Raw genomic sequence first — 13,622 nt, 5'->3', positions numbered from 1 at the left:
ATTTAAAAAATGTCCATCGTCATGCTGTCTGTAATCTTTTTTATAACTGCAGCGAGCTGATGCATTTCCTGTATTGTATTTTCTGTGCCAAAGCTGAAACGCACTGATGCTTCCGCCCGTTTGTCATCCTGATACATCGCCTGCAGAACGTGGGACGGTTCCACGGATCCTGCGGTACAGGCAGACCCACTCGATGCGGAGATGCCTTCCATATCAAGGCGTACCAGGAATGACTCCACTTCGATTCCCGGGAAATAAATATTGACGATATAGGGAAGATAATGATCCTTTGGACCATTTACCGTAAACGATACCTCATGTTCCTTCAGGCAGGCAAGAAAACAGCTTCTAAGCGCCTCCGCATGCTCCCGGCGGCTCTGCCTGTCTGTTACCGCCGCCTCAGCTGCAGCTGCGAAACCGGCGGCCGCAGGGACATTTTCCGTTCCCGCCCGCCTTTTACGCTCCTGCTCTCCACCAGTCACACCCGGTGTGAGAGATGTTCCTTTTCTCACATACAGAAACGCCGCTCCTTTAGGGCCGTTGATTTTGTGGGAGGACGCGGTAAGCATCGTTACCGGAAGCTCCTGGACATCGAGTTTCTCGACCCCGTAGGACTGAACCGCATCAGTATGAAAAGCAATTCCTGCTTCTGCCGCGGCAGCTGCAATGTCGTGAATCGGCTGCACCGTACCGGCCTCGTTGTTGCCGTGCATGATTGTAATCAGTATCGTCTGCTCTGTCACCGCTTCTTTCACCTGCTCTGCATGCACCCGGCCTTCTTCATCCACCGGAAGATACGTCACGTCGAATCCTTCTTTCTCCAGTTTCCGGCATGTATGCAGCACGGCATGGTGTTCGACCGCGGACGTCACAATGTGGTTTCCTCTGTGTTGATGAGCATGGGCATATCCAGTGACAGCGAGATTATCAGCTTCTGTTCCGGAACTTGTAAGCACGAGTTCCTCCGGCGCGGCATGGATGGTCGCCGCGAGCTTCCGGCGTGCTTCATCCAGCTGTTTGCGGGCCTGTCTTCCGTGGGCGTGAATGCTTGATGGGTTGCCAAAATCAGACTGCAGCACGTCCATCATAGCAGCAGCCGCTTCCGCGGATACAGGAGTAGCTGCCGCGTGGTCTACATAAATAGCGGACATTGGTTTCTCCTCCCGCCTGTTGAATTAAATATAAAACATATAATACTCGTGATCATCGTCTCCTTTATACGAAGACAAGTCCTCAAGCGTCGTGTTATCGAGTACATCTTTAACCGCATCCCGGATTTTAATCCATAAATCCCGTTTTGCCGGTTCTTCATCATCCAGTACCTCCACAGGACTGATCGGCCCTTCAAGCACACGGATAATGTCACCGGCTGTAATATCAGCTGCGTTCTTGGTCAGCATATAGCCCCCGTGCGCTCCGCGGACGCTTTTGACGAGCATCGCGTTCCGGAGTGGAGCAATCAGCTGTTCCAGGTAATGTTCTGATAAATCATGTTCTTTCGCAATGGATTTTAAAGACACGGGCCCTTCCCCGTATTTTTCAGCCAGTGCCATCATAATCGTAAGTCCGTAACGACCTTTCGTCGATATTTTCATTCGTTCCACCTCTTCCTAACAGTCGGTTCACCATCTTTTCGCATTGAGGGAGGGTAAATCCCACAACCTGGCCGATTCCAAGGGAAAACAGGACTGTCCCGATAAAGACAGGGCCGCCTAGAACCCATCCAACAATAAGGACAAGCACTTCCATCAAGCCGCGTACACGGGAAACTTTCCACCCCGTCCGTTTCTGCAGCGCCAGCATTAAACTGTCTCTGGGTCCTGCTCCGCACCCGGGTGCAATATACGTTCCGATTCCGTATCCTATCACCACGATTCCCGCAAGCAGCATTCCAAATCTCAGGAGGTAGGAATCAGGTGTCGACAGCATCCATAAAAACAGGTCAATAAACACACCGACAACCAGCATATTCACAACACTGCCGGCCTGCGGCATACGCCGTTCCATCCAAGAAGACACGGCGATAATACCAATACCAATGATAATACTCCAGGTGCCGACCGTCAGACCAAACTGATGCTGAAGACCAACATGAAGCACATCCCACGGGGCACTGCCAAGTCTTGCTTTAATCATCAGCGCAATACCGAATGACATAATGATAATACCGACCGTAAATATAAGCCACCTTGCGATAAGGTGTTCATGCTTTGCAAACTCTCTCTCCATCCTATCTTACGTCTCCCATCAAGAACACCCGGTATCCGGTTTTTGCTTATTTCGATTTAATCCTTGGTCATTATAGCATGAACAGACCAGCTTTTGCATAAAAGCTGAATCATACCAGTCATCTTTCTCTGTTTACAAAACGCTTTTTGTGTTATATTAGAACTGATGTTCTTGCATAAAAGGAGCTTTTATTATGAATAAACAGCAGCCACTCCCGTACCGCATGCGCCCGCGGACCATTGATGAAGTAATCGGACAGGATCACCTGCTCAGTGAAGGCAGACTGCTGCAGCGTATGATTCAAACGAGAAAACTCTCTTCCATGATTCTCTACGGCCCGCCGGGTACAGGAAAAACATCGATCGCTTCGGCCGTAGCAGGAAGCACTGATATTCCGTTTAAAATGATGAATGCAGTAGAACATAATAAAAAAGACATGGAGATTGCGGTCGAAGAAGCGAAGATTTCCAACCAGCTGATTCTTATTATGGACGAAGTACACCGTCTGGATAAAACGAAACAGGATTTTCTGCTTCCGCACCTGGAAAAAGGGTTGATCATTATGATCGGGGCGACGACAGCCAATCCATATCACGCCATAAACCCCGCCATCCGGAGCCGCTGCCAGATATTTGAGCTGCAGCGCCTTTCCATCGATGACGTCATCGAGGCGCTTCATTACGCTCTTCAGGATAAAGAGCGGGGTCTTGGAAACTACGAGGCGGTCCTGAATGAGGATGCCGCCCGTCACCTCGCTGAAGCAGGCGGTGGAGATCTCCGCACAGCTTTAGGTTCGCTGGAACTGGCGGTCCTGTCCACGCCTTCAGATGAAGACGGTGCCGTTACCATCGACCTTACCACAGCGGAAGAATGCATTCAGAAAAAAAGCTTTCAGCATGACAAGGACGGAGATGCCCATTATGATGTACTCTCAGCATTCCAGAAATCCATCCGCGGAAGCGATCCAGACGCGGCGCTTCATTATCTCGCGCGGCTGGTGGAGGCAGGTGATCTCCTCAGCATCGGCAGGCGCCTTGTTGTCACCGCGTACGAGGATATCGGCCTGGCGAGTCCACAGGCCGGCCCAAGAGCGCTGGCGGCTGTGGAAGCGGCGGAGCGCCTCGGTTTTCCTGAAGCGAGAATTCCTCTTGCCGATGCCGTTGTAGAACTGTGCCTTTCTCCTAAATCAAACAGTGCTTATAAAGCCTTTGATCAAGCGCGGGAATCACTTCTCAGGCATGGAACGCCGGACATTCCGCTGCATCTGAAAGACGCTCACTATAAAGGTGCTGAAAAACTCGGACGCGGCAATACCTATCAATACCCCCACGATGACACCAGAGGCTGGGTTCCCCAGCAGTATCTGCCGGACGTCCTGAGACATGATCAATATTATGTACCAAAAACCACCGGTAAATTCGAACGTGCGCTGGCCGAGGTTTATTATAATACAGAGAAAGACAGAAGAACCTAAAAGAGGTTCTTCTGTCTTTTTTACTCCACCGGCAGCCAAATATCAAATTCGGAGCCGCTTCCTTCCTCACTACTGACATCCATACTTCCGCCTGCTTCTTCAATAATCTGAAAGCAGGTCATCAGTCCAAGACCGGTGCCGTCGGCCTTCGTTGTATAAAATGGGCTGCCCAGTTTATCCAATGTTTCAGCATCCATCCCACATCCATCATCGATGATACGAATCGCAACGCCCTGCCGGGAAAAATCAGAACGGCTTTTTGTCTCTACGTAAATGTACCCATTCTGTTCCACTGCTTCCAGTGCATTTTTAATAAGATTCATAAATACCTGCCTCAGTTTCTTATCTTCCCCGTACACTTGCGGAAGTTCTGCATCCAGTTCCTGTTCCATCGAAATACTGCTGTGATCGGCACGTGTCTGGAATAAATAGATAGTATGGGCCAGGATTTCATTCACATTGATATAATCTTTGTCCTCTGTTTTGTCCGGTCTGGCAATAGTCAAAAGATCCTCCACGATGCTGTTCACCCGCTCAATTTCCGAGATGATAATCTGATAGTGATAGCTGCTCACCCCGCCTGCATCCGGTGATTCCTTGAACAACTGCATAAAACCATGGATGGTTGTCAGCGGATTTCTGATTTCGTGGGCAAAACCTGCCGAAAGCCGGCCGATTACTTTCAGCTTTTCACTGCGGAGCAGTTCTCGTTCCATCTCCCTTTTTTCTGTAATTTCTTTAAATACCAACAGAAAATCTTCCACTCTGTCATCATTTTCAAAAGATGGAAGAGGTGTATTACTGAGGAAAAAAGAATGAGTCCACCCATGAATTGTGCAGTCAAATTCAAAGATGGTTGAACGGTGGTCCCTGTCGTCAGACAGCTGAACATGCTCCATGAAAGAAGCAAATTCCGGACATATTTCCTTTACTTCATGCAGGGGACGGCCAAGCAATTTCTCTTTCCCGCAGCCGAAAAGATTTTCACACGTCCGGTTGAATGTCGTGATCGTGAAATCTTCCCGATTGATGGAAATAACGCCGTTATCTGTTGCCTCGAGAATCAGCGAGGATTTCCGGTGTGCTTTTTCCCGCTCTTCCAGCCGTTCTGTCATGTCATTAAATGTCCGGTTCAATTTGTTAACTTCTTCATATGCGTTGGAATGAAGCGGTGTTACTTTTTTCCCTTCTGCAAAAGCACTCGCAGCTGAAACCAGATTCTCCACCGGGGCTGTGATGTAGCGTGACAGCTTGAACACCGCCGTCACTGTAATTAACAGCACGACGCTGAACAAGGCCACGTATTTCCAAAGCAGGCTCCGGAGCGGAGCGTATACTTCATCTTCAGGAACCGATACTCCGACATACCATTCGTTGTTAAATCCTTCCATATGTCCTACAGGAGCAATGGCACTTACACTTTGTGACTCTTCATTGTGAATAAGGCCGGGCTGGTCTTTGAATCCTTCCATTGTTTCCATGTTCTTGTTTGATTCGTCCAGAAAGTTTCTCTCCAGAATATAGTTCTGGTTGGGGTGGGCAATATAATCCCCCGTCTGATTCAGAATAAAGGTGTCTCCTGATGGGTTAAAATTGTTCTGCTGCGCGGAATACTCACTGGTACGCTCCCACAAAAACGACCACAGGTTTTCCAGATCAAAGGAAGGAGAAAGAACACCGATAACCTCTCCCTCTTCGTTCTCCACCGACGCCGCCATCGCAAGGATAGGACTGTTTACGACGGGGGAGTTAAATATGTCTGACAGAAACACACCACCGTCTTCTGCTTCCTGAAACCATTGTCTTTGGGAGACATTGTTTCCAACTACGGTGCCATCTGTATCAACGGTGACCTGCCCTTGTGGATTGACAAAGATAAGACCGTAATACAGCTCATGATTATGTATAAATTTCATGAATTCCTGCTGCTTTTCTTCTTTTCCCGCCTCTTCATCCATCAACACAGGATTGTCAGATAACTGTTCAAGATCAAAAAGCCGCTCACGCACAATATCTTCCACCGCCACCGCCAGATTGTCCGAGTATATAAACAGCGTCTGTTCGATGCGGTTCGTTAAATCATTTTTCTGTGTCTGATAGGAAATGATACCTGCCACCGTAAGCGGCACACAGGTGATCACTAAAAATATAAGTAAAAGTTTGGAGCGGAGGGTTTTCATTCTTCTCACCTACCTAGAGTCCACATCTTCTTGCTGCGCGTTACCTTTTGCCCGCTTTTGTCTTAGGTATATATCTTCCAATCACAGGCTACACTAGAAACTGTCAATCTATGGACAGGAAGCCGAAAGGAGAGATAACACAATGAATGTAAGACAAGATGCCTGGTCCGACCGGGATGATCGTTATCTTGCTGATACCATTTTGCAGCACATCCGGGATGGAAGTACACAGCTGCATGCCTTTGATGAAGCGGGAGATGCACTGGACAGAACTTCAGCTGCATGCGGGTTCCGCTGGAATGCCATCGTCCGGTCCAGGTATCAGGAAGCAGTGAAAAAAGCGAAACGTGAACGTAAACAAAAATTAAAAAAGTCAGCTCATCAGGCCGTTTCCAGCCTAAATAAAAGCAGCCGACCTTCGTATGTAACATTGGAATTTATTATTAAAGCTTTGGAACGGCTGGAGTATGCCTTGTCCGAAACATCAGAAGAAACCATTGCCCGGCTGGAGTCCCGGCATGAGGAACTGCAGCAGGAAATCAACAGAATAACGAGCGACTATCTAGCGGTAAAACAGGATTACGATACCATAGTAAATATGATGAATCGAGCCAGGGAAATGGCCGTCACCGAGGAGACAAATCAGGTTTCCAACTTTTTTCGCATGGACCGGAATGGAAATCTTGAAAAAATGGAGGACGCCTGAAAATCACGCTTTTCATTATCTCACAATTGCTCCCTGGAATGAAGAAAATCCTGATTATCTTCTGCCTGAAAACATACAAAACCCCAGAGGAAGTAGTCCCCTGGGGTTACTGCTTTCAAAAATAGAAGAGTCCCGATGTGCCGTCAAACTGACCTGGTTTTGAAGCCTGCATCGGCAGGTGGGTGCCCTGTTCAATTGTTCAGACTTCCACAATAAAGAGGCGTGTCATTCCAATTGAAACGTCCGGGCTCCCAATGTAAAACTGTTGGCTCAAAACGATTAGTGTCCCACGTACACCTCAGGACTCTTCAACTTGATTGATTATATCATAGCACGTATCCATGCGATGGTCAAGAATGAGTCCTTTCTTCTGCCGGTATTTTTGAAAACAAAGGAAACCTCCTGTTTTTTCAAAGAAGAGGGGTTAACAAACGGCTGATAAGGGTATAAGTTGGACTCAGGTCATGAAACCAAAAGAAAGGACGTCCGCTTCTAAATGAGTAATGAATATAAAGACGCCAACTGGCTTGCCAGACAGGAAGTCATTCACGTGGAACAGACGATTGAATGGCTCGAGAAAAAACAGAAGGAATACAGCGGATGGCTTTATTTATACGAAGACAGAATCGAAAGCCATATTCACCATTATCCGCTGCGGGACGTATTTGACATATCCTTCCGCTGGGAAGCCGGTCAAATCGGATTTCTCTACCTGCATACGACCAGCGGCGTACGCACCTTTCAGATCAAAACGGATCCTTCCCCTTTTATCACCGCTTTTCGAAAGACCGATCACATTTAAATCGTACTTACTCTTTTTCCCGGGGGATTATTTTCAGATCCAGTTCATCAAGCTGGCTGTCACTGACTTCTCCGGGAGCTCCGGTTAACGGATCACTGGCACTGGCTGTCTTAGGAAAGGCAATGGTATCGCGTAGATTATTGCTTCCGGCGAGAATCATAATCAGGCGGTCCAGGCCGAGCGCAATTCCACCATGCGGCGGAGTGCCGTAATCAAATGCATTCAGCAGAAAGCCGAACTGTTCTTCTGCCTCCTCCCGGCTGAAACCAAGCGCGGTAAACATTTTCTCCTGTAGTTCTCTTTCAAAAATACGCTGGGAACCACCGCCAAGTTCATAGCCGTTCAACACAAGATCGTAAGCTTCTGCTTTCACTTCCTCCGGGCGGTCTTCCAGTTTATCGATATCTTCAGGCATCGGTCTGGTGAATGGATGGTGCATGGCGGAGTATTTCTTTGTCTCCGGGTCATACTCCATTAACGGAAACTCTGTCACCCACAGAAAATGAAAGGCATTCTCGTCAATAAGACCGAGTTCTTTTCCAAACTTCAGACGAAGCGCTCCGAGGGCATCAAAGACAATCTGTTTCTGATCGGCACCAAAGAACAACAGGTCGCCGGCTTCAGCATCCATTGCTTTTCGAAGCTCTGTTGTTTCTTCTTCGGTAAAGAACTTGGCAATCGGGCCTTTCAGGCTCTCTTCTTCGACCTTCAGCCAGGCAAGTCCTTTTGCGCCGTAAATGGCCACGAATTCTGCCAGGTCGTCAATTTCTTTTCGGGACATGGAGTCAGCAACACCTTTGACATTCAGCCCCTTCACAATACCGCCGTTTTTCACAGCGTCATTGAATACTTTAAAGCCGCTGTCTTTCACAATATCGCTCAGCTCCACGAGTTCCATTCCAAAACGGGTATCCGGCTTATCCGAACCAAAGCGGTGCATCGCTTCTTCATACGTCAAACGCTTAAAAGGTGCCTCGATGTCCACGTTGTGAATGTCTTTCATGACCCGGCGCATCATGTTTTCCATCATTGGCAGAAAATCTTCTGTATTCATGAAAGATGCTTCAATGTCGACCTGTGTAAACTCCGGCTGGCGGTCGGCACGAAGGTCCTCATCCCGGAAGCAGCGCACTATCTGATAGTATTTTTCAAAGCCGGATACCATCAACAGCTGTTTAAACAACTGCGGGGACTGCGGAAGCGCATAAAACTGTCCGTGATGCACCCGGCTCGGCACGAGATAATCGCGTGCGCCTTCCGGTGTACTCTTGGTCAGCATTGGTGTTTCCATCTCGAGAAAATCCTGTTCGTCCAGAAAATCCCGGATCAGCTTCGTCGTGCGGTGGCGCATTTTAAATGTTTCACGCATTCCCGCGCGGCGCAGGTCAAGATAGCGGTACCTTAGACGGACATCTTCTGATACATCCGTGTCGTCTTCTATCTGAAACGGCAGTGGCTTCGCGTCGTTAAGAATCGTCACTTCGTCCACCTGGACTTCGACAGTACCGGTTGGGATTTTTTCATTATAGGTTTCCTCATCCCGCTTCACGACGGTGCCTTTTACGTCCAGCACGTACTCACTTCTTACTTTATCCATTGTTTCAAGGGCCCCCGGAGAGATTTCCGGATTGGCAACAATCTGCACGATGCCGCTCCGGTCACGCAGGTCTATAAAAATCACCTGGCCCAGGTCACGCCTCGTCTGGGCCCATCCCTTTAATTCAACGACGGAACCAATCGTTGATTCCGTGATATCTGTACAATAATGCGTTCTACCTATCATTATTTTTCCTCCTTCAATTGCTCGGACAAACGGGCCGGAAGTTCTTTGATTGCCACTTCCTCCTGGCCGCCGCTCTGCATGTTTTTCAAGTTGATTATTCCGGCATTCCATTCTTCTTCTCCAAGTACTGCCGTGAACAGAGCCTGCTTTCGGTCGGCGGCTTTAAACTGTCCTTTCATTTTTTTGTTCATGTAATCCTTATCTGCGGTTATACCTGCCCGGCGGAGTTCCATCAAAAGCGCTGCCGCTTCTTTGTCCGGTTCCCCGCCTTGTGTCACAAGATAACAGTCCAGGCCCTGCTGCATCGGAACTTCCACGTTCTGGGCATCCAGCGCCATGAGCAGCCGTTCCACACTCAGAGCAAAACCTATACCGGGGGATTCCGGGCCTCCGAGCTCTTCGACCAGGCCGTTATAACGTCCTCCACCCATCAAGGTGGAAATCGCGCCGAATCCTTCTCCTTCAATCATGATCTCAAAGGCGGTGTGATTATAGTAATCAAGACCGCGCACAAGGTTGGGATCCACAACATAAGGAATATCCATTTTATCCAGCAGTTCTTTTACTGTTTCAAAATACCGGGTGGAATAGTCATTCAAATAATCCAGGATAGACGGTGCATTCTTCATGAGCGGATGATCTTTGTCCTCTTTGCAGTCGAGAATGCGAAGCGGATTTGTTTCCAGACGGCTCTGACAGTCGCTGCAGAATTCGCCGATGCGCGGGCTGAAATGACTGATCAACGCCTCGCGGTGGGCATTTCTGCTTTCGTGGTCCCCAAGACTGTTCAGAACAAGTTTCAGCCCCTTCAACCCGGCTTCCCGGTAAAACTCCATCGCCAGCGAAATAACTTCCGCATCAACCGCTGGATCGTCACTGCCTATCGCTTCTACGCCAAACTGTACAAACTGACGCATTCTTCCGGACTGCGGGCGCTCATAACGAAACATCGGTCCAGTGTAATAGAGTTTGTCCGGCTGGTCCGGGAGACCAAACCGTTTGTTTTCGACATAAGATCGTACGACCGAGGCAGTACCTTCGGGTCTAAGCGTCAGACTTCGGCCCGAACGGTCTTCAAATGTATACATTTCTTTTTGTACAATGTCAGTCGTATCACCGACACCACGCTGGAAGAGCTCCGTCTGTTCAAAAATAGGTGTGCGGATTTCCGCGTAATTATAACGACGGCAGATGTCATGCCAGATACGTTCCACATACTTCCACTCTTCCGAACGCCCCGGCAGAATATCCTGCGTTCCTCTTGGTATTCGTATATTCATACATAAGGCTCCTTTCTACAACTTATTGCAGCAATAAAAAAACCCGTCCCCCTTCGCAGTAAAATACGAGGGACGAGTTTTTCCCGTGGTGCCACCCTGCTTGAAACATGCTGAGCATATTTCCGCTTCTTTTACGTTAACGCCTGAATACGTTCGTCCCTACCAGCTTCACAAGCTTTCGAAACGAAGCCTCGGGAGTGTCTTTCAACAAGGAGACGTGGAACTGATTTCAGCTGCAGCAGTTCCTCTCTGAAACGCCTTATTCCTGTTTACTTTCTCTGTCGTCAGCTTTCTTCATCTTTTCATAACTGATATATATCATACGAATCTCCAGCCGGATTGTCAAGGGAGTTTCAGGAAGGTGAATCCAGCACGAAGGTTACCGGTCCGTGGTTCGTTAGAGAAATGTTCATTTCCGCACCGAACAGGCCGGTCTCCACGTCCACCCCTTTTTCAGCGAGCCGTTCGTTAAACCGCTCGAACAGGGATTCCGCTTTTTCCGGTGCTGCGGCCTGCATGAAATTCGGCCGTCTTCCTTTCCCCGCGTCCCCGTAAAGAGTGAACTGGGGAATGGACAAAATTTTTCCGCCCTGGTCCAGCAGGGATTCATTCATCTTTCCCCCGGCATCCTCGAAGATGCGGAGGTTTACGATTTTTTCCGCCATCCAGCTGATATCGTCATCGGTGTCTTCGTGAGTGAATCCAACAAGGGCCACTATACCATCTTCAATGGAGCCGGTGACGGTTCCATCCACCTCACAGCTTCCGGCGCTTGAGCGCTGAATGATTACTTTCATCGTTGTCGTCCTTTCCATTGTTCCTTACTGAACTCTGCGCCGTACCGAATAAATGTCGGACAGCTTTTTCACTTTTTCCACCACCCGGTGAAGGTGATCGATATTAGCTATCGAGATTGTTACATCGATAACGGCGACTTTATTTTTATCGGAACGACCGTTCACAGCCGTAATATTGGTTTTTGTTTCCGTTACCGCCTGCAGTACTTCATTTAACAGACCGCGCCGGTCATATCCGGTGATTTCAAGATCGACGCTGTAATTTTTTCGTTTGTCGTTTGCTGCTTCCCACTCCACTTCCAGGAGACGGGAGGTCTCTTCTACATTTTTCACGTTCGGACAATCTTTGCGGTGGACCGATACTCCGCGTCCTTTTGTGATGAAACCAATGATTTCATCGCCGGGAACAGGATTACAGCATTTAGAGAGCCGGATAAGGAGGTTGTCCATACCTTTCACTTTCACACCGGCACCTGTGTTTTGGGACTCCGTCTGGGTCGTCACTTCTTTAACTGCTTCGGCCACCGGTTTCTGTTCTTCTTCCTCTTCCTGCTGCTGGCGGATTTTATCTGTCAGTCTTGTTACGACCTGTTTCGGACTGACACCGTTATATCCAACCGCTGCGAACATATCCTCTTCGCTTGAGAAGCTGAATTTTTCTGCTGTGTCCTGTTTTGTTTCTTCAGTCATAACCTGTTTTGTATCAAAGCCCTGGGTTTTTAGTTCCTTCTCTACCATGTCTCTGCCTTTTGATACATTTTCTTCACGCCGTTCTTTTTTGTAGAACTGCTTGATTTTGTTTTTGGCATGGGAACTCTGGGTCAGTTTCAACCAGTCCTGACTCGGGCCGTAGGAATGCTTGGATGTCAGCATTTCTACGATATCTCCTGTATTGAGCTGATAATCAAGCGGGACCATTTTTCCGTTGACCTTTGCCCCAATCGTGCGGTTGCCGATCTCGGTGTGAATCCGGTATGCAAAATCTATCGGCACCGACCCGCGCGGAAGTTCGATAACATCTCCTTTTGGTGAAAAAACAAAGACCATGTCGGAGAACAGATCCATTTTCAGAGATTCCATAAAATCCTGGGCATCGGCTGTTTCGTTCTGCCATTCGATAATTTCCCGGAACCAGGTGAGCTTATCCTCAAGGGACGTGCCGGACGCCGTTTTTCCTTCTTTATAGGCCCAGTGGGCGGCAACCCCGAATTCTGCCACACTGTGCATGTCCTCCGAGCGGATCTGCACCTCAAGCGGTTCCCCTTTCGGCCCTATCACCGTTGTGTGCAGAGACTGGTACATGTTGGCTTTGGGCATGGCAATGTAATCTTTGAAACGACCCGGCATCGGTTTCCAGCACGTATGAATGATTCCAAGCACAGCGTAACAATCTTTGATGCTTTTTACGATAATCCGGACGGCCAGCAGGTCATAAATTTCATTAAACTGTTTCTTCTGTTTCACCATTTTCCGGTAAATACTGTAGATATGCTTGGGGCGCCCGTATAATTCAGATGCCTCGAGATTTGTCTGATTCATGTTTTTCTTTATTTCGTTAATCACTTCATCCAGATACTGCTCCCGCTCCGCACGTTTTTGCTTCATCAGGTTCACAATACGGTAGTACTGCTGAGGATCCAGGTAGCGCAGAGCAGTATCTTCAAGTTCCCATTTAATCGTGGATATACCGAGACGGTGGGCAAGCGGCGCAAAAATTTCCAGCGTTTCGTTGGAAATTCTCCGCTGCTTGTCCGGTGGAAGATGCTTCAGGGTGCGCATATTATGCAGACGATCGGCAAGCTTGATTAAAATAACCCGGATATCTTTTGCCATCGCCACAACCATTTTGCGGTGATTTTCCGCCTGCTGTTCTTCTTTTGATTTATATTTTATTTTTTTCAGCTTGGTGACACCATCCACCAGCATAGCGACTTCTTCATTGAACGCTTCTTCGATATCCTCTACTGTTACTTCCGTATCTTCTACGACGTCGTGCAGAAAAGCTCCAGCCAACGTATCCGGATCCATCTGAAGTTCGACCAGTATTCCAACAACCTGGATGGGATGCAGAATGTAGGGTTCGCCGGACTTGCGGTACTGGTCCTTATGAGCTTCTTCGGCATATTTATAAGCACGCTGCAGAAAAGAAACGTCATCCTCCGTCAAAAATTCTCTGGATTTCTCGAGCACTTCATCGATGGTCATTCAATCACCCTGCAAGCCTTTCTAAAATGATTCGTATAGTATATTATCTTTAAAATTTCTATTTCTGTAAAGGATAAAGAAATTTGTCGAAAAAAGAAGAAAACATCAGCAGCATAAAATGATGGATAGTAAAAAGTGCTCTGTAACAGAGCACCTTTGACATCAT

Annotated in this window: 11 protein-coding genes, 1 other RNA gene and 1 other annotated feature; of the genes, 3 read left to right on the top strand and 9 right to left on the bottom strand. The window is 48.1% G+C overall.

Features of this window, described 5'->3' with window-relative positions:
• Positions 1-2: 2 nt before the first annotated feature.
• The 3 genes from BM058_RS03720 to BM058_RS03710 are packed head-to-tail and all read right to left on the bottom strand — an operon-like array spanning position 3 to position 2,229.
• Positions 3-1,151 (bottom strand): cysteine desulfurase family protein, encoded by a 1,149-nt coding sequence (locus BM058_RS03720; RefSeq protein WP_090925679.1) that lies wholly within the window; start codon positions 1,149-1,151, stop codon positions 3-5.
• A 24-nt stretch (positions 1,152-1,175) separates the two neighbouring features.
• Positions 1,176-1,595, bottom strand: coding sequence for a cysteine metabolism transcriptional regulator CymR (gene cymR, locus BM058_RS03715; RefSeq protein WP_090925678.1), 420 nt, complete (start codon positions 1,593-1,595; stop codon positions 1,176-1,178).
• Positions 1,540-2,229: a YczE/YyaS/YitT family protein gene (locus tag BM058_RS03710; protein WP_090925677.1), complete on the bottom strand. Its 690-nt coding sequence runs from the start codon at positions 2,227-2,229 to the stop codon at positions 1,540-1,542. The genes cymR and BM058_RS03710 overlap by 56 nt, the downstream gene beginning before the upstream one ends.
• Positions 2,230-2,422: 193 nt before the next feature.
• Between BM058_RS03710 and BM058_RS03705 the strand changes: the two genes are divergently transcribed.
• Positions 2,423-3,703, top strand: coding sequence for a replication-associated recombination protein A (locus BM058_RS03705; RefSeq protein WP_090925676.1), 1,281 nt, complete (start codon positions 2,423-2,425; stop codon positions 3,701-3,703).
• A gap of 20 nt (positions 3,704-3,723) precedes the next feature.
• Here BM058_RS03705 and BM058_RS03700 read toward each other — a convergent pair whose 3' ends face one another.
• Positions 3,724-5,883: an ATP-binding protein gene (locus tag BM058_RS03700; RefSeq protein ID WP_090925675.1), complete on the bottom strand. Its 2,160-nt coding sequence runs from the start codon at positions 5,881-5,883 to the stop codon at positions 3,724-3,726.
• 142 nt (positions 5,884-6,025) lie between these two features.
• Between BM058_RS03700 and BM058_RS03695 the strand changes: the two genes are divergently transcribed.
• Positions 6,026-6,589, top strand: a complete 564-nt coding sequence (locus BM058_RS03695) for an RsfA family transcriptional regulator (RefSeq protein WP_090925674.1) — start codon at positions 6,026-6,028, stop codon at positions 6,587-6,589.
• 125 nt (positions 6,590-6,714) lie between these two features.
• Here the strand turns inward: BM058_RS03695 and ssrS are convergent.
• Positions 6,715-6,897: non-coding RNA, 6S RNA (ssrS, locus tag BM058_RS03690), on the bottom strand.
• A gap of 188 nt (positions 6,898-7,085) precedes the next feature.
• On the opposite strand from ssrS, the gene BM058_RS03685 reads away from it, so the two are divergent.
• Complete coding sequence (locus BM058_RS03685) at positions 7,086-7,391, top strand: hypothetical protein (protein ID WP_245736822.1); 306 nt, start codon at positions 7,086-7,088, stop codon at positions 7,389-7,391.
• A gap of 7 nt (positions 7,392-7,398) precedes the next feature.
• Here BM058_RS03685 and aspS read toward each other — a convergent pair whose 3' ends face one another.
• The 4 genes from aspS to BM058_RS03665 all read right to left on the bottom strand — a co-directional run bounded on the left by aspS (position 7,399) and on the right by BM058_RS03665 (position 13,456).
• On the bottom strand, positions 7,399-9,174 hold the full coding sequence (gene aspS / locus BM058_RS03680; protein WP_177195416.1) for an aspartate--tRNA ligase: 1,776 nt from the start codon (positions 9,172-9,174) through the stop codon (positions 7,399-7,401).
• Entirely contained in the window at positions 9,174-10,454 is a 1,281-nt protein-coding gene (gene hisS, locus BM058_RS03675; protein WP_090925673.1) for a histidine--tRNA ligase, read from the bottom strand. The genes aspS and hisS overlap by 1 nt, the downstream gene beginning before the upstream one ends.
• A 65-nt stretch (positions 10,455-10,519) precedes the next feature.
• Positions 10,520-10,748, bottom strand: a binding site (T-box leader).
• Between the two features lie 59 nt (positions 10,749-10,807).
• Positions 10,808-11,251 (bottom strand): D-aminoacyl-tRNA deacylase, encoded by a 444-nt coding sequence (gene dtd, locus BM058_RS03670; RefSeq protein WP_090925672.1) that lies wholly within the window; start codon positions 11,249-11,251, stop codon positions 10,808-10,810.
• A gap of 24 nt (positions 11,252-11,275) precedes the next feature.
• Complete coding sequence (locus BM058_RS03665) at positions 11,276-13,456, bottom strand: RelA/SpoT family protein (protein WP_090925671.1); 2,181 nt, start codon at positions 13,454-13,456, stop codon at positions 11,276-11,278.
• Positions 13,457-13,622: the final 166 nt, after the last annotated feature.

It is taken from the genome of Salibacterium qingdaonense (assembly GCF_900114715.1).
Taxonomy (GTDB): domain Bacteria; phylum Bacillota; class Bacilli; order Bacillales; family Marinococcaceae; genus Salibacterium; species Salibacterium qingdaonense.
Note: the sequence above shows the minus strand (reverse complement) of the source record. Positions and strands in the feature narration are given on the sequence as shown.